General features: G+C 60.9%; 18 protein-coding genes and 1 pseudogene. 12 read left to right on the top strand and 7 right to left on the bottom strand.

The window, feature by feature from the left end; translation table 11 throughout:
* Positions 1-174 precede the first annotated feature (174 nt).
* Together ACP7A2_RS12305 and ACP7A2_RS12300 are read left to right on the top strand one after the other, a co-directional pair.
* Entirely contained in the window at positions 175-1,494 is a 1,320-nt protein-coding gene (locus tag ACP7A2_RS12305) for an MFS transporter (protein WP_375069698.1), read from the top strand.
* A gap of 56 nt (positions 1,495-1,550) precedes the next feature.
* Positions 1,551-2,186 carry a flavin reductase family protein gene (locus ACP7A2_RS12300; protein WP_426134414.1) on the top strand — a complete coding sequence of 212 codons (636 nt, stop codon included), beginning with the start codon at positions 1,551-1,553 and terminating at the stop codon, positions 2,184-2,186.
* Positions 2,187-2,343: 157 nt separating this feature from the next.
* Here the strand turns inward: ACP7A2_RS12300 and ACP7A2_RS12295 are convergent, their stop codons facing one another.
* A complete protein-coding gene (locus ACP7A2_RS12295) occupies positions 2,344-2,589 on the bottom strand; it encodes a hypothetical protein (RefSeq protein ID WP_426134413.1) in 246 nt (81 codons plus the stop codon).
* Between the two features lie 44 nt (positions 2,590-2,633).
* Complete coding sequence (locus ACP7A2_RS12290) at positions 2,634-2,975, bottom strand: antibiotic biosynthesis monooxygenase family protein (protein WP_426134412.1); 342 nt, start codon at positions 2,973-2,975, stop codon at positions 2,634-2,636.
* Between the two features lie 328 nt (positions 2,976-3,303).
* Here ACP7A2_RS12290 and ACP7A2_RS12285 point away from each other — a divergent pair, with 328 nt between their 5' ends.
* Positions 3,304-4,233 carry an AraC family transcriptional regulator gene (locus ACP7A2_RS12285; protein ID WP_426134411.1) on the top strand — a complete coding sequence of 310 codons (930 nt, stop codon included), beginning with the start codon at positions 3,304-3,306 and terminating at the stop codon, positions 4,231-4,233.
* Between the two features lie 121 nt (positions 4,234-4,354).
* On the opposite strand, the gene ACP7A2_RS12280 is transcribed toward ACP7A2_RS12285, so the two are convergent.
* The 4 genes from ACP7A2_RS12280 to edd all read right to left on the bottom strand — a co-directional run bounded on the left by ACP7A2_RS12280 (position 4,355) and on the right by edd (position 9,477).
* Positions 4,355-5,782 carry an ATP-binding protein gene (locus ACP7A2_RS12280; protein ID WP_426134458.1) on the bottom strand — a complete coding sequence of 476 codons (1,428 nt, stop codon included), beginning with the start codon at positions 5,780-5,782 and terminating at the stop codon, positions 4,355-4,357.
* A 28-nt stretch (positions 5,783-5,810) separates the two neighbouring features.
* Positions 5,811-6,545 carry a response regulator gene (locus ACP7A2_RS12275; RefSeq protein ID WP_426134410.1) on the bottom strand — a complete coding sequence of 245 codons (735 nt, stop codon included), beginning with the start codon at positions 6,543-6,545 and terminating at the stop codon, positions 5,811-5,813.
* A 152-nt stretch (positions 6,546-6,697) separates the two neighbouring features.
* Positions 6,698-7,654, bottom strand: a complete 957-nt coding sequence (locus tag ACP7A2_RS12270) for a glucokinase (RefSeq protein WP_426134409.1) — start codon at positions 7,652-7,654, stop codon at positions 6,698-6,700.
* On the bottom strand, positions 7,651-9,477 hold the full coding sequence (gene edd, locus ACP7A2_RS12265) for a phosphogluconate dehydratase (protein ID WP_426134408.1): 1,827 nt from the start codon (positions 9,475-9,477) through the stop codon (positions 7,651-7,653). The genes ACP7A2_RS12270 and edd overlap by 4 nt, the downstream gene beginning before the upstream one ends.
* A gap of 221 nt (positions 9,478-9,698) precedes the next feature.
* Here edd and gap point away from each other — a divergent pair, with 221 nt between their 5' ends.
* The 8 genes and pseudogenes from gap (at position 9,699) to ACP7A2_RS12225 (ending at position 18,700) form a co-directional block, all read left to right on the top strand.
* The gene (gap, locus tag ACP7A2_RS12260; RefSeq protein ID WP_426134407.1) at positions 9,699-10,700 is read left to right on the top strand and encodes a type I glyceraldehyde-3-phosphate dehydrogenase; all 1,002 of its coding nucleotides are present in this window, start codon (positions 9,699-9,701) and stop codon (positions 10,698-10,700) included.
* 191 nt (positions 10,701-10,891) lie between these two features.
* Entirely contained in the window at positions 10,892-11,410 is a 519-nt protein-coding gene (locus tag ACP7A2_RS12255; protein WP_426134406.1) for an RNA polymerase sigma factor, read from the top strand.
* Positions 11,411-11,470: 60 nt separating this feature from the next.
* A complete protein-coding gene (locus ACP7A2_RS12250) occupies positions 11,471-12,439 on the top strand; it encodes a FecR family protein (protein WP_426134405.1) in 969 nt (322 codons plus the stop codon).
* 116 nt (positions 12,440-12,555) lie between these two features.
* Positions 12,556-15,120: a TonB-dependent receptor gene (locus ACP7A2_RS12245; protein ID WP_426134404.1), complete on the top strand. Its 2,565-nt coding sequence runs from the start codon at positions 12,556-12,558 to the stop codon at positions 15,118-15,120.
* Between the two features lie 135 nt (positions 15,121-15,255).
* Complete coding sequence (locus tag ACP7A2_RS12240; protein ID WP_426134403.1) at positions 15,256-15,873, top strand: biliverdin-producing heme oxygenase; 618 nt, start codon at positions 15,256-15,258, stop codon at positions 15,871-15,873.
* 155 nt (positions 15,874-16,028) lie between these two features.
* Entirely contained in the window at positions 16,029-16,430 is a 402-nt protein-coding gene (locus ACP7A2_RS12235; protein WP_426134402.1) for a YbaN family protein, read from the top strand.
* A 131-nt stretch (positions 16,431-16,561) separates the two neighbouring features.
* Positions 16,562-17,842, top strand: a pseudogene (locus ACP7A2_RS12230) (HAMP domain-containing protein); the annotation flags it as partial.
* Between the two features lie 102 nt (positions 17,843-17,944).
* Positions 17,945-18,700 (top strand): methyl-accepting chemotaxis protein, encoded by a 756-nt coding sequence (locus ACP7A2_RS12225; protein ID WP_426134457.1) that lies wholly within the window; start codon positions 17,945-17,947, stop codon positions 18,698-18,700.
* 136 nt (positions 18,701-18,836) lie between these two features.
* Here the strand turns inward: ACP7A2_RS12225 and ACP7A2_RS12220 are convergent, their stop codons facing one another.
* Entirely contained in the window at positions 18,837-19,400 is a 564-nt protein-coding gene (locus ACP7A2_RS12220; RefSeq protein ID WP_426134401.1) for an NAD(P)H nitroreductase, read from the bottom strand.
* A 139-nt stretch (positions 19,401-19,539) separates the two neighbouring features.
* On the opposite strand from ACP7A2_RS12220, the gene ACP7A2_RS12215 reads away from it, so the two are divergent.
* Positions 19,540-20,967: a di-heme oxidoredictase family protein gene (locus tag ACP7A2_RS12215; RefSeq protein ID WP_426134400.1), complete on the top strand. Its 1,428-nt coding sequence runs from the start codon at positions 19,540-19,542 to the stop codon at positions 20,965-20,967.
* Positions 20,968-20,987: the final 20 nt, after the last annotated feature.

The raw sequence follows: 20,987 nt of genomic DNA, 5'->3' as shown, positions 1-20,987 counted from the left end.
GCCATAAGCGGATTTCCGCTCATCACCCCAAATCCATCAGCGAATTTCCGCTCAAAAAAAGTCTGAAACCCTTCTAAACCGGGCCTTCATCTACCTGGCACAGCTTCTGCTATAGCCCAGACCAGGCGGCGCCCGCGCACGCTCCACAAAAACAATTAGATGAAGGATCCTTCAATGGATAACTCCAACTCCCTGCCTCTGGGTTCGGCGGCTGCGCCGACGAAAGAACGCACGACTTCAAGCCGGATCAAATCGATTTTCAGTGGTTCGGTCGGCAACATGGTCGAGTGGTATGACTGGTACGTCTACGCCGCCTTCTCGCTGTACTTCGCCAAAGCCTTTTTCCCCAAAGGCGACACCACTGCCCAACTGCTCAACACCGCCGCGATCTTCGCCGTAGGCTTTTTGATGCGCCCGATCGGTGGCTGGCTGATGGGCCTGTACGCCGACCGCAAGGGCCGCAAAGCCGCATTGATGGCCTCGGTTCTGTTGATGTGTTTCGGTTCACTGATCATCGCCCTGACCCCGGGTTATGAAACCATCGGTGTCGGCGCGCCGATCCTGTTGGTGTTCGCACGCCTGCTGCAAGGTTTGTCGGTGGGTGGCGAATACGGCACCTCGGCCACTTACCTCAGCGAAATGGCGACCAAGGAACGTCGCGGTTTCTTCTCCAGCTTCCAGTACGTCACCCTGATCTCCGGCCAGCTCATCGCCCTCGGCGTGCTGATCGTGCTGCAACAAACCCTGACCACCGAGCAACTGTACGACTGGGGCTGGCGTATCCCGTTTGTCATCGGCGCACTCTGTGCAATCGTTGCGCTGTACCTGCGTCGCGGCATGGAAGAAACCGAGTCGTTCACCAAGAAGGAAAAAGCCAAGGAAAGCGCGATGCGCACCTTGATGCGCCACCCCAAGGAACTGATGACCGTGGTCGGCCTGACCATGGGCGGCACCCTGGCGTTCTACACCTACACCACCTACATGCAGAAGTACCTGGTGAACACCGTCGGCATGAGCATCTCCGACTCCACGACCATTTCGGCGGCGACGCTGTTTCTGTTCATGTGCCTGCAACCGCTGGTCGGCGGGCTGTCGGACAAGGTCGGCCGCCGGCCCATCCTGATCGCCTTCGGCATCCTCGGCACGCTGTTCACCGTGCCGATCCTCACCACCTTGCACACCATTCAAAGCTGGTGGGGCGCGTTTTTCCTGATCATGGCGGCGCTGATCATCGTTAGCGGCTACACCTCGATCAACGCGGTGGTGAAGGCCGAATTGTTCCCGACCGAAATCCGCGCGCTGGGCGTCGGCCTGCCGTATGCCCTGACCGTGTCGATCTTCGGCGGTACCGCTGAATACATCGCGCTGTGGTTCAAGAGCATCGGCATGGAAACCGGTTACTACTGGTACGTGACGGCGTGCATTGCGGTGTCGCTGGCGGTCTATGTGACCATGAAAGACACCCGCAAACACTCGCGCATCACCACCGACTAACCGCCGCTCCCAGATTGGGTATGATGCCTGTCCCGAAACCGAGAGCGGAACAGGCCATGTCTGACGATATCCATTTCTACGAACCAGCCAACGGCCACGGTCTGCCCCATGACCCGTTCAACGCCATTGTCGGCCCGCGGCCCATTGGCTGGATTTCTTCCCACGACAGCGAAGGCCGCCTGAACCTGGCGCCTTACAGCTTCTTCAACGCCTTTAACTACATTCCGCCGATCATCGGGTTTTCCAGCCTGGGACGCAAAGACAGCCTGAACAACATCGAACAGACCGGCGAGTTTGTGTGGAACCTGGCCACTCGCCCGTTGGCCGAGCAGATGAACCAGAGTTGCGCAGCGGTTTCGCCGGAAGTGAACGAATTCGAGCTGTCCGGCCTGACGCCGGTGGCCTCAAAAATCGTAGGCGTGCCACGGGTGGGCGAGAGCCCGGTGTCGTTCGAATGCAAGGTGACGCAGATCATTCAACTGCAACGTGCCGACAAGGCGTTGATACCGAGCTGGCTGGTGTTGGGCGAGGTGGTGGCGGTGCACATTGCCAAGTGGCTGCTCAAGGATGGCATCTACGACACCGCCGCCGCCGAGCCAATCCTGCGTGGCGGCGGGCCAGCGGATTACTTCCAGTTGGGGCCGGAGGCGCTGTTCAAGATGTATCGCCCAGGTGCCAAAAAGCCTGACTGAAATACAGTCAAAAAAATGTGGGAGCGGGCTTGCCCGCGATTAAGGTGTATCAGTCAATTCATCAGTTGGCTGACACTCCGCAATCGCGGGCAAGCCCGCTCCCACATTTGATCTGTGTTGATCTGTGTTGATCTGATCATTCGAACGGGGTGAGGCTTCAGTTTTCGGCAGTGGCCCAGGTCAATTGACCTTCTTCGTCCACATCAACCAGCCGCTCGAGTTGCACGGTCGCCGCATCATCAGCGTCGGAAGCCGTCTCGAACGTCTGCCCTTCAAGGATCTTGTGAAACTGCGGTGCGCCCATGCCATCCAGTGCCTTGACGGCGACGGCGGCGCTGTAGCCCCCTTCACCCGGTACTACGGCGGAAACGGCTTCGTGATGAGCAAATTGTTTACGTGCCATGTTGCAGGTCCTGGCCAATGGAAAGTCGGCCATTCTAAACCTGATCAGCCGGCGAGTTGCAGGTACTCGCCATAGGCGTGCGCGGCAGAGGCGTCGGTAAAGGTCTGGAAATCCATGCTGCGGATCACCCTGTCGTTCAGCAGTTCGGTGAAGATCATCAGGGCCGGCGAGTTGAAGTAGGCGCTCATCGCCTGCTCGCTGTTCCAGAAACCCGAGACCAGCCATACATCGGGGTCGACCTGGGAATGCTGCAACGAGAATTGCAGGCAACCCTGAGCCTGACGGCCCGGTTCAATTAAACTGCTCAAGCGTGCACCAAGTTCGGTACTGCAACCGCTGCGTGCGCGGATAAAGGCCATATGGCTCGCGGGAATGGGGGTGGACATGTTCGACTCTCCCGTTGAGAAGTGATGCTCGGCAAGCACTGTGAGGGCGTGTTGCCACAGGATCAAAGATAGCGGCGCGGCGGTGGGCGCAGTTAGTCAATTCCTGCAGCCTTATTGCACAATCCTGCGAGAAGCGTAGGCAAGACGTTCGGCCCCCGGCATTTATTCCATGCCCATGCTCAGTGTTTCAGGGAGATGACAGGCCGCTCCCTTGCCTGATTCACGTCCAGTCGCAGGATCAGGCAAGGATTGTGCAGAATTGACGTAACACTATTTGCAAAGCCGCCGCTAAGCTGACCCAATCAAAGAAGCGTGCAGAGGTCGCCCCATGTCGTCGCGTGAACCCAAGTCCATTCCCCTCGATGCCGAGATGGAAAAACAGCGCGCCGAACTGGCCAGCATCGTGCAACGGCACACGTGGGAGGACGGTTCCTATGGCACCGCGATCACCTCGTTGTACCTGAACCGCCACAACACCCCGCGCGATTTCATGCCGGTACTGGTGGAGCCTGCGCTGTGCATTCTGGCCAGCGGCAGCAAGGAAGTGCGCCTGGCCGACGAGATCTTTGCCTACGACCCGCTTAACTACCTGGTGTTCTCGGTGGCGATGCCGGTGGCCGGGCGGATCATCGAGGCCACGCCGGAAGACCCCAACCTGTCGGTGCGCATCAATATCGACCCGGCGCAGCTCACGGCCTTGATTGCCGAAGCCGGCCCGATGGGTGTGCCGTCGCGTCCGACGTCCCGTGGCATGTACGTCGACCGCATCGACGCTCAATTGCTCGATGCAGTGCTGCGTCTGGCGCGCCTGCTGGATACGCCCAAAGACGTCGCGATGCTTGCGCCGTTGATCAACCGCGAGATTCTCTACCGACTGTTGCGTGGGCCGCAGGGCTATCGGCTGTATGAAATTGCCGTGGCCAACAGTCAGAGCCATCGCGTCAGCCAGGCCATCAAGTGGCTGAACGTTAATTACGAACAGCCGCTGCGCATTGATGACCTGGCCAAGCAAGTGAACCTGAGCGTCTCGACCCTGCATCATCGCTTCAAGGCGATTACGGCCATGAGCCCGTTGCAGTATCAGAAGCAGCTGCGTTTGCAGGAAGCGCGGCGGCTGATGATTGCCGAAGGGCTGGAAGCATCGGCGGCGGGGTATCGCGTGGGGTATGAAAGCCCGTCGCAATTCAGCCGGGAGTACAGCCGTTTATTTGGTGCGCCGCCGCTGCGGGATTTGGCCAGAATGCGCCAAAGCGTCTGACCTGACGCGGATATCAATGTGGGAGCTGGCTTGCCTGCGATAGCGGTGTATCAGGCAACTTATCTGTTGCAGATATACCCCTATCGCAGGCAAGCCAGCTCCCACATTGGTCTTTGTGTATTCAGTCCAGCCCGCGCGGTAGTTGCAGGGTCACTCGCAAGCCGCCTTCGCGCAGGTTTTGCAAGCTCACTTCACCGCCGTGGCTGTGGGCGATGTTGCGCGCAATGCCAAGCCCCAAGCCGTAGCCCTGTTGCTGCCCGGCCAGCCGGAAATGCGGCTCGAAGACCTGCTCCAGGCGCTGCTCGGGCACGCCCGGCCCTTCATCATCCACATGCAGAACAAATTCCGCGCCATCGTCTTCGATATGCAAATGCGCGTTCTGCCCATACTTCAACGCGTTGTCGATCAGGTTGCCGATGCAGCGCTTGAGCGCCAGCGGCTTGCCCGGATAGGGCGTCAAGGCGCGGCCTTCCTGGGTGATGCGGCCATTGCCGTTCGGCGCCAGGTAAGGTTCCACCAGGCAATCAAGCACGTGGTTGAGATCCACCGGCTCGATGTTCTCGTGAATGTCGGTGTCTTTCACGCATTGCAGCGCGCCTTTGACCAGCAACTCCAGCTCGTCCAGATCGCGGCCGAATTTGGCTTGCAGGTTCTCGTCTTCGAGCAGCTCCACGCGCAGGCGCAGGCGGGTAATCGGCGTGCGCAAATCGTGGGAAATTGCGCTGAATAACTGGCTGCGTTCGGTGAGGTAACGACTGATGCGCTCGCGCATGGCATTGAACGCACGGCCCACTTCCACCACTTCGCTGCCGCCGCCCTCGGCCACCGGTTCCACATCGGCGCCCAGGGACATGTCCCGCGCGGCGCGGGCCAAACGCTTGAGCGGCCGGCTTTGCCAGTGCACCAACAGGCCGATAAACAGCAGCAAAAAGCCGCTGGTCAGCACGATAAACCACACCTGCTGGGACGGCAGGCCCTGTTCTTCAAGGCTGGTGTAGGGCTCGGGCAACAGCGAGGCAATGTACAGCCACTCGCCCGGCGCGAGCTGGATCTGGGTCACCAGCACCGGCGGGTTTACCGGTTCCAGGGTGAGCGCGTAATGCGCCCAGGAACGCGGCAGTTCATCGAGCTTCAAGCCGGCATTGAAGATGCGCAGGTCTTCGGCGCTGACGAATTCCACCGAGATGTGTACGTCGCTGCCCAGGGTCTGGCGCAGCACTTCGTCGACCACATTGAGCACCGCTTGTTTACGCGGGGTTTGCGGCAATATTTCCATGTCCAGCGGACGGTCATTCAGCGTCACCACAAAACGGGTGCCGCCCATGCTGCGTAATTGGTCGAGGACCAGCGGGCGATAGGCCACCGGCAACGAACGGAAATAACTCACGCTGGCGGTCATCGAATGCGCCAGGCTGCGGGCGCTGGTAACCAGGCCTTCGAGCTGGGTGGCGCGTAATTGCGAGACCCAGATCACGCTGGACAGCGCCTGGGCGAACAGCACCGCCAGCAAGGTCAGCAGCAACATCCGCCCGAGCAGCGAGCGCGGCACCGGGAAACGGCGGCGCTCAGTCAGATGCTCAGTGGGCATTGCCGGCAACCACGCTGGCTGCCAGCTGGTAACCGCTGCCGCGCACGGTGCGGATCAACCTCGGGGGTTTTTCGGTATCGCGCAGGCGTTGGCGCAGGCGGCTGACCGCCATGTCGACAATACGGTCCAGCGGCATCAGGTCGCGACCACGGGTGGCGTTGCCGATAGTGTCGCGGTCGAGAATTTGTTGAGGGTGGTCGAGAAACAGCTTGAGCAGGGCGAAGTCGGCGCCGGAGAGAATCACCTCTTCGCCGTCGACGTGAAACAGGCGGTGGCTGATCATGTCCAGGCGCCATTCATCAAACACCCAGACGTCGCCGCCACTGCTGCGCTCCTGGCCAAACTGGGCGCGGCGCAACAGGGCCTTGATGCGCGCCTGCAACTCGCGAGGGCTGAAGGGCTTGCCGATGTAGTCGTCGGCGCCCAGTTCCAGGCCGATCACGCGGTCGGTTTCGTCGGAGCTGGCGGTCAGCATGATGATCGGCACCTGCGCCTGGCGCGGGTGCTGGCGGATCCAGCGGCAGAGGCTGAAACCGTCTTCGTCCGGCAACATCACATCAAGGATGACCAGGTCACACGGCGCCTCGTTCATGGCCTGACGGAACCCCGCGCCGTCCGACACACCCCGCACCTGGAAACCGGCACGGCTGAGGTAGGTTTGCAGCAATTCGCGGATTTCCTGGTCGTCGTCGACGAGGAGAATGGATTTACTGATTACGCTCACGGGGTCCTCCTTGTTGTTATGGCCAAGCTTAAGTCATCTGTTGCTCTTAAGGCCCTATCGCAGGCAAGCCAGCTCCCACACTTGACTGCATTCCAGGGTTGGAACTCGGTCAAGTGTGGGAGCTGGCTTGCCTGCGATGAGGCCATCAGCCCCTACGCAAAAGCCTGTTCGAGTGCCACACCCGCCCCGGTCAACCCGGAATACGGCGCGGTCACCAACCACACCGGAATGCCTTTGAAGTAGTCGCTCATGCAGCCTTTGTCGCTGAAGCTCTTGGCAAAACCGCTGTTGATAAAGAAGTCGGCAAACCTCGGAATCACCCCCCCCACGATATACACACCACCGCGTCCACCGGTGGTCAACACGTTGTTACCTGCCACCCGGCCCAGCCAGATGCTGAACTGGTTCAAGACTTCCATGGCCACCGGGTCGCCGGCCAGGCCCGCAGCCGTAATGGCTTCAGGCGTGTCCAGCACCGGCGTGTGGCCGTCGACCGCGCAAATAGCGCGGTACACACGCGGCAAACCGCCACCACTCAATGCGGTCTCGGCGCTGACGTGGCCGATCTCAGTGTAGATGTGTTGCCACAGTTGGGTTTCACGCGGGCTGCTCAGGGGCAGGTCGACATGGCCGCCCTCCCCCGGCAACGCTGAAAAACGGCCACCGCCCAGATCCAACAGGGTACCGACGCCAAGGCCAGTGCCCGGACCAATCACTACCGCCGGGCGCAACGGTTCCGGCGTGCCGTCGCAGACCACGCGGAATTCGTCGGGCTTGAGGCGGGTCATGCCCAGGGCCATCGCGGTGAAGTCATTGACCAACAGCAGTTCGTCCACCTGCAAGGTTTTGCAGAATGCAGTCTTGCTCAATCGCCAGTGATTGTTGGTGAATTTAAATTCATCGCCACTCACCGGCCCGGCCACCGACAGGCACACTGCGCCGATGTCCCCGATTTCCAGGCCTTCTTCCTTGAGGTAAACCTTGATGGCTTCCTCAGGGCTGTGATGATCCGCCGTGGCGTGCACGCGTATGGAATGCAGTTCCTGATCCCGCCACAACGCAAAACGGGCGTTGGTACCACCGATATCACCGACCAGCGCAAGCTTCACTTAAGCGTCTCCAAGGCAGAGGTAAAGGCGCTGGCGCCCTGCTCTGCGGAGCTTGCGGCCAAGCGCATAAATGCAAACAGCTCGCGACCGGCGCCCACGTTATTGCCCAACAGGCCCGTGGCAGGGGTGCGCGCTGCAAATTCTTCGGCGTCCACCTTAAGCTCCAGGGTGCCCTTCACGCCATCGACGCGAATGATATCGCCGTCTTTGACCCGCGCCAGCGGCCCGCCGCTCTGGGCTTCGGGGTTGACGTGGATCGCGGCTGGGATCTTACCCGACGCGCCGGACATACGCCCGTCTGTTACTAACGCCACTTTAAAACCACGGTCCTGCAACACGCCCAGGAACGGGGTCATTTTGTGCAATTCCGGCATGCCGTTGGAGCGCGGCCCCTGAAAGCGCATCACCGCGACAAAATCTTTTTCCAACTGGCCGGCCTTGAACGCATCGGCCAGGTCTTGCTGATCCTGGAACACCACCGCCGGTGCTTCGACGATCTGGTGCTCAGGCGCTACGGCCGAGACTTTCATCACGCCACGGCCGAGGTTGCCTTCCATCACGCGCAAGCCACCTTCGGGCGAGAACGCACGGGCCACAGGGCGCAGGATGGTTTCGTCGAGGCTTTCGATCGGGCCGTCGCGCCAGATCAGCTCGCCGTCGACCAAAAACGGCTCCTGGGTGTAACGGCTCAAACCCTTGCCCGCCACGGTGTTGACGTCTTCGTGCAGCAGGCCGGCTTCGAGCAGTTCGCGGATCAGGAACGACATACCGCCCGCCGCCTGGAAGTGGTTGATGTCGGCCTTGCCGTTTGGGTACACGTGGGACAGGGTTGGCACCACCTCGGAGAGGTCGGCCATGTCCTGCCAGGTGAGGATGATGCCCGCCGACATGGCGATGGCCGGCATGTGCAGGGTGTGGTTGGTGGAACCGCCGGTGGCGTTGAGCGCGACGATGGAGTTGACGATGGATTTCTCGTCGACGATCTCGCCAATCGGCGTGAAATTGCCGTTGGCCTTGGTCAGGCGCGTGACCTGCTGCGCGGCTTCGCGGGTCAGCGCGTCACGCAGCGGGGTGTAGGGGTTGACGAACGAGGCGCCCGGCAAGTGCAGGCCCATCACTTCCATCAGCAATTGGTTGGTGTTGGCGGTGCCGTAGAACGTGCAGGTGCCGGGGCTGTGGTAGGACTTCATCTCCGATTCCAGCAGCTCTTCGCGGGTGGCCTTGCCTTCGGCGTAGCGCTGGCGCACATCGGCTTTCTGCTTGTTGGAAATGCCCGACGGCATTGGCCCACCCGGCACGAAGATCATCGGCAGGTGGCCATAACGCAGCGCGCCCATCATCAGGCCGGGGACGATCTTGTCGCAGATACCGAGCATCAGCGCGGCGTCAAACATGTTGTGGGACAGCGCGACCGCCGTGGACATGGCAATCACTTCACGGCTAAGCAGGCTCAGTTCCATGCCCGGCTCGCCCTGGGTGACGCCGTCGCACATGGCAGGCGTGCCGCCGGCGAACTGGCCGACCGAGCCGACTTCGCGCAGGGCTTTCTTGATTTGTTCCGGGAAGTGTTCGTACGGCTGGTGCGCCGAGAGCATGTCGTTATATGACGAAACAATTGCCACGTTGGCGGCATTCATCATACGCAGGCTATTTTTATCTTCAGTGCCGCAGCCGGCCACGCCGTGGGCAAAGTTTGCGCATTGCAGCTTACCGCGCATCGGGCCGTCGCTGGCGGCGCCGCGAATGAGCGCAAGGTAAGCCTCACGAGTTGCACGACTGCGGGCGATGAGCCGTTCGGTGACCTCAATAACGCGGGGATGCATGTGTAGAACTCCAGGCTAACGGATGTGGCGACCCTCGTTCCTGGGTTGATCAAACGCCCGCAGCGCATGGGATGGCAGGGTGTCGTTTGGATCATCGGACCAGTTGATTCAGGTCACTCGTTGTAGATTGAACAAAATATTGCCACTAAAAAGGCTTGTTTTCTATTTTTATGCGAATAATCTTGTAATTCTTACAACAAATCGATGACAGGCACTTTCCAATGACTCTTCGTATCGCAATCAATGGTTTTGGCCGTATCGGCCGTAATGTCCTGCGCGCACTGTATACCCAAGGCTACCGCCAGGATTTGCAGATCGTCGCCATCAACGATTTGGGCGACAGTTCGATCAATGCCCACCTGCTCAAATACGACACCGTACACGGCACTTTCGACGCAGAGGTTGCTCACGATCAGGAAAGCCTGACCGTCAATGGCGACCGGATTGCCGTCAGTGCCATTCGCAACCCGGCCGATCTGCCGTGGGCTGCGCACAAGATCGACGTGGTGTTTGAATGCACCGGCCTGTTCACCGACCGTGACAAGGCTGCCGCCCATATTACCGCCGGCGCGCGCAAGGTAATCATCTCTGCCCCGGCCAAAGGCGCAGACGCCACCGTGGTTTACGGGGTGAACCACGACATTTTGCGTCAATCCCACCAGATCATCTCCAACGCTTCCTGCACCACTAACTGCCTGGCGCCGGTGGCCCAAGTGCTGCACCGCGAACTGGGCATCGAAAGCGGCTTGATGACCACGATCCACGCCTACACCAACGACCAGAACCTGACCGACGTCTACCACACCGACCCGTACCGCGCGCGTTCGGCCACCCAGAACATGATCCCAAGCAAGACCGGCGCCGCCGAAGCGGTCGGCCTGGTGCTGCCGGAACTCGCGGGCAAGCTGACCGGCATGGCCGTTCGTGTGCCGGTGATCAACGTGTCGCTGGTGGACCTCACCGTACAGCTGAAGAAAGAAGCGACGGCGCAAGAGGTGAATGCGCTGCTTAAAGAAGCCAGCCAGCACTCGAAAATCCTCGGCTACAACACCCTGCCGCTGGTGTCGAGCGACTTCAACCACAACCCGCTGTCGTCAATTTTTGACGCCAACCACACCAAGTCCAGCGGCAAATTGCTGAAAGTGCTGGCCTGGTATGACAACGAGTGGGGCTTCTCCAACCGCATGCTGGATAACTGCCTGGCGCTCTGCAACGCCGAGTAACCCTCGGCCTGGGCATCTGTGGGAGCTGGCTTGCCTGCGATAGCATCAACTCGGTCAGACTGAAAGACCGAGGTGCCTGCATCGCGGGCAAGCACGGCTCCCACAGATAGCTACAGACATCTCAAAGTGCCACTTGCCATTTCAGTTGATGATAAGCATTATCATTAACTGCATCTCGGTCTGGTATCACTGTGAGCCAATCTCGCTTCAACCATGTCTTTCTCACCCAACGGGTGATTCTGCTACGCACCTTGCAGCGGATGGTGAATAACCACAGCACCGCCGAGGACCTGTTGCAGGAAACCTACCTGCGCGTCACCCGGGCCCTCAGCGAGCGGCCGATCGATCACCTTGAACCCTTCGTTTATCAAACCGCGCGTAACCTGGCGCTGGATCACCTGCGTTCGCGCCGAATTCAAGCCCGCACGCTGCAGGAAGATGTCCCGCTGGACGTCCTGCAAAGCGTCGCCGCCCCTATCAGCACGCCGGAAGACGCCACTCAGGCCGAGCAATTGCTTGAACACTTGAGCGTCAGCCTCGGTCAATTGAGCGCCCGCCAGCAGCAGATTTTCATCCTCAGCCGCCTGCACGGTTGCAGCTATCAGGAGATTGCCGATCAACTGCACGTGTCCTTGAGCACCGTGCAAAAAGAACTGAAATTGATCATGGCCATTTGTATAGGTGTGGCCGAACGGCTGGATCAGCCTTAAGCTTCCCGATTCAGGCAGCACGACAGATAAATAGAACGTGGCGAAGACCCGAGGAACACCGTGACGGACCCGAACAAACTGCGCCCCCATGCGCTGGCTCATGAGGTGCTGCAAGACACGGCCATGGACCAAGCCCTCGACTGGCTGATCGCGTTGCAGTGCCCGCAGCCCGGGCAACAGGCCGAGTTTGACGCCTGGCTGGCAGCCGACCCTGCGCATGTTCATGCATTCAGTAAAGCTCAGGCCGCCTGGGGTGGCGCGCCGGTACACAGTGCCGCCGTGGCCCTGGCTGCGCCGCGCAAGCCGTCATTTTTGCACCGAATCAAACCGCACTGGAAGCCTCTGGCCACTGCCGCCGTGTTGCTGATCGGCCTGTTCAGCTTCAGCAACCTGCCCGTTCGCCTGCAAGCAGACCATCTCACCGTGGTCGGCGAGCGCCAGCGCCTGCAACTGGACGACGGCTCCAACGTGTTGCTGAACACGAATTCGGCCTTCTCCAGCAGCATCAAGGACCACCAGCGCGTCGCCCGGCTGTACCAGGGCGAAGCGTTTTTCGACATAGCGCCCAGCCGTGGCCTGCCCCTGGAAATCGACGCAGGGCCGGTACGCGCCAGCGTGCGCGATACCGCCTTCGCCGTGCGTTACCTGGATGGCGAAGCGCAAGTGCAAGTGCAGCGCGGTGACGTGGACCTGAGCAACACCTTCGACGATGCCCGTGTGCGCCTGAGCGCCGGTGAAAGCATCCGCATCGGCCCCAAGGGCTTCGGCCAACCGGCCAGGCTTGACGCCAGCAAAGACCTGGCCTGGGTTCAGGGCCGCCTGGTGTTCGAAAACTGCCCGATGAGCGAAGTGCTCGCCGAACTGCGCCGTTACTACCCAGGCTGGATCGTCAACACCAACGACACGCTCGCCAGCACAGCCGTTACCGGCAATTACCGCCTCGACCAACCGCTGGACGTGGTGCGCTCCCTGGCGCACATCACTTCGGCCAAGCTCTCGGAATTTCCGGCGCTGGTGATCCTGAACTAAATGAGAATTATTTTTACTCGATAGCCTTCGGTGGTACGTCTCGTCTTAGCCAATGCAACTGATTCCTATTTGGTTCGGTTCGCAACTATAAGATTCGTACCTCCGGAGCGCTTTCGATGTCCTCTCGTTTCAACCGTCGGTCTTCTTCGCCCGTGCTGTCATTGCTGACCGCCGCCATCCTGTTGGCGAGTGCGCCGGCCATGGCCGCCACCGCCGCCGAGCCGGTCACGCGCAGCCACGGCAATTACACCTTCAGCATCGAGCAACAGCCGCTGGTTTCGGCGCTGAATGCCTTCACCGGCGTGACCGGCTGGCAAGTCGGCCTGCCGGCGGAACTGGGCCAGGGCGTGTCGTCGCCCGGCGTACGCGGCGCGTTATCGCCGGAAAAAGCCCTGGACCGGCTGTTGGTGGGGACCAACCTGAGCTATCGCAAACTGGGCAATAACAACATCGTGCTGGAAAAGCGCGCGGCCGGCAGCGTTCTCAACCTGCAACAGGTGACCATCAGCGCCACCCGTACCGAGCAAGACGTGGACAGCGTACCGAGCACCGTCACCGTGCATGATCGAGAGGAGCTCGACCGTCAGAATGTGAACACCATTCGCGAGCTGGTGCGCTACGAACCCAACGTCTCCGTCGGCGGCGCCGGTACCCGTGCCAGCAATGCGGGCTACAACATTCGCGGCATTGACGGCGACCGCATCCTCACCCAGGTGGATGGCGTCGAAGTGCCCGACAACTTCTTCAACGGCCCTTACGCCAAGACGCGCCGCAACTACGTTGACCCGGAAATCGTCAAGCGCGTGGAAATCCTCCGTGGCCCGGCCTCGGCCCTGTACGGCAGCAGCGCCATCGGCGGCGCCGTGAGTTATTTCACCCTCGACCCGGATGACATCATCAAGCCCGGCCAGGACGTCGGCGCCCGCTTGAAGACCGGCTACAGCTCCGCCGACGACAGCTGGCTGACCTCCGGCACCGTCGCGGGCCGCGTGCAGGACTTCGACGGTTTGCTGCACCTGAGCCAGCGCAACGGCCACGAAATGGAGTCCTACGACGGCAACAACGCCACGGGTTTGGCCCGCACCGGCGCCAACCCGGAAGATGCGCGCACCACCAACGTGCTGGCCAAATTGGGCTGGAATTACGGCGATGACAACCGTCTGGGCCTGACCTACGAGAAGTTCAAGGATGACCGCGACGTCAACCTGAAAAACGCCGTAGGCGGCCCATTCACCGGCGGGCGCGGCTTCAACTTCTACCGCGCGCGCTCGGGTAACGACACCATTACCCGCGAACGTTTCGCCATCGAAAACCGCTTCGCCCTCAACTCGCCGATTGCCGATCAGATCAAAACCAGCCTCAACTATCAACTCGCCAAGACCGACCAGACCACCGCCGAAATCTACCAGCCATCGCGCCGTGTCTTGCGCACCCGCGACACCCTGTACGAGGAAAAACAGTGGGTGTTCGACGCGCAGTTGGACAAAGCCTTCAGCCTCGGCGAAACCGATCACCAGGTGACCTACGGCACTACCCTGAAACAGCAGAAAGTCACCGGTTCACGCGAAGGCGCCGCTACTTGCCTGGCCGTCGGCGGTGGTTGCACGGCCATTGGCGCACCGAGCCCACAAGCCAGCGACAGCGTGAAAAAGGCCAGTGATTTCCCGGACCCAACCATCAACACCTATTCACTGTTCGCTCAGGATCAAATCGCCTGGGGCAAATGGACCTTCCTGCCCGCCGTGCGCTACGACTACACACAGCTCAAGCCGAAACTGACCGACGAATTTCTCAATACCGTCGACCCAACGCGGATTTACGACCACAGCAACGCGGAAAAAAACTGGCACCGCGTCACGCCTAAATTCGGCCTGACCTACGCGCTGACCGACCACTACACCTGGTTCGGCCAATACGCCGAAGGTTTCCGCACACCGTCGGCCAAAGCCTTGTACGGCCGCTTTGAAAACTTGCAGCAGGGTTACACCGTCGAGCCCAACCCGGACCTCAAGCCGGAAAGCAGCAAGGGCGTGGAAACCGGGATTCGCGGCAACTTTGACGAAGGCTCGTTCGACATCGCCGTGTTCTACAACAAATACCGCGACTTCATCGACGAAGACGCCTCCGTTGCCGGCGGCACCGTGCAGCAGTTCGAAGCCAACAACATCAAGCACGCCACCATCAAGGGCATTGAAGCCAAAGGCCGCCTGAACCTCGACGCCTTCGGCGCACCGCAAGGCCTCTACACCCAGGGTTCGGTGGGTTACACCTACGGTCGCAACGACGACAACGGCGAGCCGCTCAACAGCGTCAACCCGCTCAAAGGCGTGTTTGGCCTGGGCTACGAGCAGGACAACTACGGCGGCCTGGTCAGTTGGACATTGGTCAAAAAGCAAAACCGTGTGGACAGCAGCACCTACCACGCGCCCGACGGCAGCACCAGCGCACCGTTCAAAACCCCGGGCTTCGGCGTCGTCGACCTGACCGCTTACTACAAGGTCACGAACGATGTGACCCTCAACGGCGGCGTCTACAACCTCACCGACAAGAAGTACTGGAACTGGGATGACGTGCGCAGCTACGACGGCGTCGGTGAAGCCGGTGTGACCGCGCCCGCCAACCTTGACCGTCTGACCCAGCCGGGCCGCAACTTCGCAATCAACCTGATCTGGGATATCTGACCCTGCTCGCCTCACCTCGCCTGATGTTCAGCGGCGAGGTGAGGATTTTTTACTGTGCCGCGTCTTGCTGTTCGTCTAGTTGATAACCGCTCTCTTCAGAGCCGAAAGGCGCTCCCCTTCTCAAGGACTTTTCCGATGACCGCTTCCCCTAACGCAGAACGTCCAAGCCTGCGCTCCCAACGCCTGAACCAGATCACCCACGAGCCGCACACCCAGCTCGATGCGCTGGTCAAAGCCCACGCCCCGTTTGAAACCCAGGCCAATTTCGCTCGCTTCGTGGTGGCGCAGTACCTGTTCCAGTCGGAGCTGGTGGCCCTCTACAACGACGCCGAACTGATCAAGATCGTGCCGGACCTGGCCGAGCGTTGCCGCGCCGACGCCGCCAGGCTGGACCTCGGCGACCTCGGCGACCTCGACACCGACGTGCCGGCACCCGTCGCAGGCGCGGTGAAGAACCCGAGCAAGGCCGAAGCCCTGGGCTGGCTGTTCGTGTCCGAGGGCTCCAAGCTGGGCGCAGCGTTTTTGATCAAGCGCGCCGTGGGCCTGGGCCTGAGCGAAACCTTCGGCGCGCGTCACCTGGGCGAGCCGGCCGGCGGTCGCGCTGAAGGCTGGAAGAGCTTCACCCGCACCCTCGACAGCCTGGAATTCAGCGCCGAAGAAGAAGCCGCAGTGGAAAAAGGCGCAGTCGACGCGTTTGTACGCTTCACCGTGTTGCTGGAACAGGCGTACGCTAGCGCCCCTGAACTCGCATAATCACCCTGTAAACACAGTTTTATGTGGGAGCTGGCTTGCCTGCGATGCTGTCCCCTCGGTCTATCTGCCAGACCGCGCCGATGCAATCGCAGGCAAGCCAGCGCCCACAGTTTGGCCGTGTTCCAAGCTGACTTTTCCTCGACTTCGCAAAAACCATGACCCGCACAACCCAATCCACCTCGAAAATCGCGCAGATCCTCTTCGGCCTGTTGGCCTACGTCAGCCTGGGCATTGGGTTGGTGGCGATTGTCATCCCGGGTTTGCCCACCACCGAATTCATCCTGCTCGCCGCCTGGGCCGCCACCAAAAGCTCGCCGCGCCTCAGCGCCTGGCTGGAGAACCACCGCCTGTTCGGCCCGATCCTGTTCAACTGGCGCAACGGCAAAATAATCGCGCGCCGCGCTAAAGTCAGCGCCACCGTGAGCATGCTGCTGTGTGCCGGCTTGATGCTGGTGATGCTCGATCACGGCTGGCCAATCTACCTGGCGATCGCCGGGATGAGCCTGGGCAACCTGTGGATCTGGTCTCGCCCAGAACGCCTCGCAGCCCCCGTATAACGCCGCGTGTAGCCATTTTTCCGCTACCGCCTATCGCCTCCTCCTCATGAAACAAAGTGCTACGCCGATGTTCCGGACATAGCGCCGAATGGATTTGGCTCGCCCAGACCAGTCCAATAGCGAGTGAATCTATGTTCGACACCCTCTCAATCCGCTTGAAAATCGTGCTGCTTTCCGGCCTTTGCCTGGTGGGTGTGATCGCGCTGATCATCAGCATCAACCTCTACGAAACAAACCAGAACGACCAGTTGATCAGCGATTCCAGCTCGCGAATGCTCACCCAGAGTGTGCAAAACCTGCTGCAAGCCAAGGCCGCCGAACAGGCGGTGCAGTTGCAGAAAACCTTCGGTGAAAACCTGATCGTCGTCACCGCCCTGGCCGACCAGGTCAAAGGGCTACGAGACACCGCTGCCAAACGCGGGCTGGAAGCCGCGGCACTGCGTGAAGAACTCAACCAGAGCCTCAAGACCACGTTTGAGCGCAACAGCAAGGTGCTCGGCATCTGGCTGTCGTTCGAGCCCAACGGCCTGGATGGCAAGGACAGCGAGTTCGTCGACGACAAAGCCCGCGTCTCCAACGAAAAAGGCCGTTTCTCCAGCTACTGGAGCCGCGCCGCTGGCACCGGCTTGAACACCATCATGGTCGAAGAAGACCTGACCAAAACCACCCCCAACCTCAGTGGTACGCCGTACAACATTTGGTACACCTGCCCACGAGACACGCGCAACGTTTGCCTGCTCGACCCTTACGCCGATGAAGTTGCGGGCAAATCGGTGCTGATGACCACTATCTCTCTGCCATTGATCGTGGACGCAAAAGTCATCGGTGTGGTCGGTATCGACCTGGCGCTCAACTCCCTGCAAGCGACCACAGACGCAGCAAAAAAAGAGCTGTTCGACGGCGCGGCACACCTGGAGATTTTGTCCGGCACGGGCCTGATTGCAGCCTACAGCGGCGAGCCGGAAAAGGTTGGCAAGAACCTGATCGACACCCTCGGCGCCGAAGGCCGGGAGATCGTGCAACTGCTGGCCAACGGTACCCCGATGATTCGTGAACAGGGCGACATTATTCGCGCTGTGTACCCGGTTAAACCGATTGCCGACGCCACAGCCTGGGGCGTGGTGATCAAACTGCCCAAAGCCGTAATGCTGGCCGACTCGGTGAAGCTGCAAGGCATACTCGATAAAGCCCAGGCCTCCGGCACCCTCAAGGCCTTGTTGGTCGGCGCCGCTGCCGCCCTGCTCGGCTTGCTGCTGATCTGGCTGACCGCCACCGGCGTCACGCGTCCGATCAATAGCGTGGCGGCGATGCTGAAAAACATCGCCAGCGGCGAAGGCGACCTCACTCAACGCCTGGCTTACACCAAGAAAGACGAACTGGGCGAACTGGTGAACTGGTTCAACCGTTTCCTCGACAAGCTGCAACCGATCATTGCGCAGATCAAACAAAGCATCACCGAAGGCCGTGGCACCGCCGACCAGTCCTCCGCCATCGCGCGCCAGACCAGCGAGGGCATGCAGGTGCAGTTCCGCGAAATTGATCAGGTGGCCACCGCCTCCAACGAAATGAGCGCCACCGCCCATGAAGTCGCCAACAGCGCCTCCAACGCCGCCAGCGCGGCGCGCGGGGCCGACCACTCGGCGCGTGAAGGCATGTCGATCATCGAGCAGAGCACCCGTGACATCACCACCCTTGCCGAAGAAGTCAGCAAGGCGGTGACGGAAGTGGAAGCCCTGGCGGTGAACAGCGAGCAAATTGGCTCGGTGCTGGAAGTGATCCGCAGCATTGCCGAACAGACCAACCTGCTGGCCCTCAACGCGGCGATTGAAGCGGCACGCGCCGGGGAAAGCGGTCGCGGGTTTGCAGTGGTGGCCGACGAGGTGCGCAACCTGGCCAAGCGTACACAGGACTCAGTGGAAGAAATTCGCCTGGTGATCGAGCGCATCCAGAGCGGCACCCGTGGCGTGGTAGCCACCATGCATTCCAGCCAGCATCAGGCTCAGAACAATGCAGGGCAGATCCATCAAGCGGCGCAGGCGTTGGGCAAGATCAGCGATGCGGTGACGGTGATCAGTGACATGAACCTGCAAATCGCCAGCGCCGCCGAACAGCAGAGCGCCGTGGCCGAAGAGGTCAACCGCAATGTGTCGGCGATCCGCACCGTGACCGAAACCCTCACCGGCCAGGCCACCGAGTCGGCGGCCATCAGCAGCCAGCTGAATGCACTGGCGACCCAGCAGATGGCGTTGATGAATCAGTTCAAGGTGTAAACCCTCTCTCCAAAACAATGGAGATCCCCTGTGGGAGCGGGCTTGCCCGCGATAGGATCGACTCGGTTTCCCTGAGAGACCGAGTTGCCCGCATCGCAGGCAAGCCAGCTCCCACACAGAGCAGAATGGTGTTGGTTTACAGGCCGGGCCAGGCCTGCACGAACGCCGCTACATCTTCTTTCGCCGCAACACGGGGCGGGTTCTGTGGGGTTCCCAGATAAAGAAAACCAATCACTTCCTCATCCGCCGTCAGCCCCAGGCCTTTGGCGACGTGAGCCGAGTAGGACAACTCGCCAGTGCGCCACACCGCACCGATCCCCTGAGCGTACGCCGCCAACAGAATACCGTGCGCCGCACAGGCCGCCGCCAGCAGTTGCTCGGATTTCGGCACTTTGAAGTGGTCCTGCAAACGCGCAATCACCACCACCACCAGCGGGGCGCGCAACGGGCCGTTCTGCGCCTTGTCGATGACGGCTTGCGGCGCGTCGGCGTCCTGCAAACGCGCAGCTTCGGCCAGCAATGACCCCATCTGCTCACGGGCGGCGCCTTCCACGGTAAGGAAGCGCCACGGGCGCAACTGGCCGTGGTCGGGCGCACGCATGGCGGCGGCGAACAGCACGTCGCGCTGCTCCTGGGTCGGCGCCGGTTCCAGCAAACGCGGCACGGAAACACGGTTGAGCAAAGCGTCGAGAGCCTGCATTGGCCACCTCCAGAGAAAAATGTGCGGTCATTCTAGCGGGAATGAATCGAATACCACCAAACGATAATTGCTCTTATTCAATCCGCCCTGCCCTGTTAGACTTTGCGGCCTGATTTTCAGCCTCCGCTCAGGAAACACGATGTTTCGTTCGCTACTTCGCCTGTCTGCAGCATTGCTGGCCTTGAGCCTGGCTGCGTGCGACGACGCCCCCCGTTTCACCAAGGCTGAGCCGGGTGAATCGCGGGCGGGCGGTGCGGCGACGGTGAACAAGCGCGACCAGAATGCGTTTTCCCTGCCCTCGGCCAACCTGGCGCCCACCCGACGCCTGGACTTCAGCGTCGGCAACAGTTTCTTTCGCAGCCCCTGGGTGATCGCGCCGTCCACCACCACCGCGCGTGATGGCCTGGGCCCGCTGTTCAACACCAACGCCTGCCAGAACTGCCATATCAAGGATGGGCGTGGTCATCCGCCATTGCCTGATGCTCCGAATGCGGTGTCGATGCTGGTGCGCCTGTCTATCCCGCAGACGCCGGTCGACGCCAGGCTCATCGAGCAGATCGGCGTGGTGCCCGAGCCGGTCTACGGCGGGCAACTGCAAGACATGGCCGTGCCGGGCGTGGTGCCAGAAGGCAAAGTGCGGGTCGACTACACGCCCGTAACCGTGACCTTCAAGGACGGCACCGTCGTCGAGTTGCGAAAGCCGGCGCTGCAAATCACCCAGCTCGGTTACGGCCCCATGCACCCGGATACACTTTTTTCCGCGCGCATCGCCCCGCCAATGATTGGCCTGGGCCTGCTCGAAGCCATCAGCGATGCCGATATCCTGCGCAACACCGACCCGAAAACAGCCGACAAGGAAGCCATCGTCGGCCGCGCGAATCAGGTCTGGGATGATGCCCAACAAAAAACCGTCCTCGGGCGTTTTGGCTGGAAAGCCGGGCAGCCGAATCTCAATCAACAAAATGTTCACGCATTTTCTGGTGATATGGGCCTCATCACGTCCCTGAGGCCCTTTGATGACTGCACCGACGCCCAAGTCGCCTGCAAACAGGCGCCCAATGGCAACGGCCCCGAAGGCGAGCCGGAAGTCAGCGACAACATCCTGCGCCTGGTGCTGTTCTATACCCGCAACCTCGCCGTGCCGGCGCGCCGTGGCGTCAACACGCCGCAGGTGCTGGCCGGCAAAAACCTGTTTTTTCAAGCCGGTTGCCAGGGGTGCCACACGCCGTCGTTTACCACCGCAGCCAACGCGGCCGAACCTGAGCTGGCCAACCAGGTGATTCGCCCCTACAGCGACCTGCTGTTGCACGACATGGGCGACGGCCTGGCCGACCACCGCAGCGAATTCAAGGCCAGTGGCCGCGACTGGCGCACGCCGCCGTTGTGGGGCATCGGCCTGACCCAAACCGTCAGTGGCCACACCCAGTTTTTGCATGACGGCCGCGCCCGCAACCTGCTCGAAGCCGTACTGTGGCATGGCGGCAAAGCGCAACCGGCGCAGCAGCATGTGTTGTCGTTTAATGCCGAGCAGCGCGCTGCGTTGCTGGCGTTCCTGAATTCTCTATAAGCTTTGCCCCAATTACAGAA

The sequence above is a fragment of the Pseudomonas sp. PWP3-1b2 genome, assembly GCF_049896045.1.
Lineage (GTDB): Bacteria > Pseudomonadota > Gammaproteobacteria > Pseudomonadales > Pseudomonadaceae > Aquipseudomonas > Aquipseudomonas antarctica_B.
This window is presented reverse-complemented; position numbering and strand designations above follow the sequence as displayed.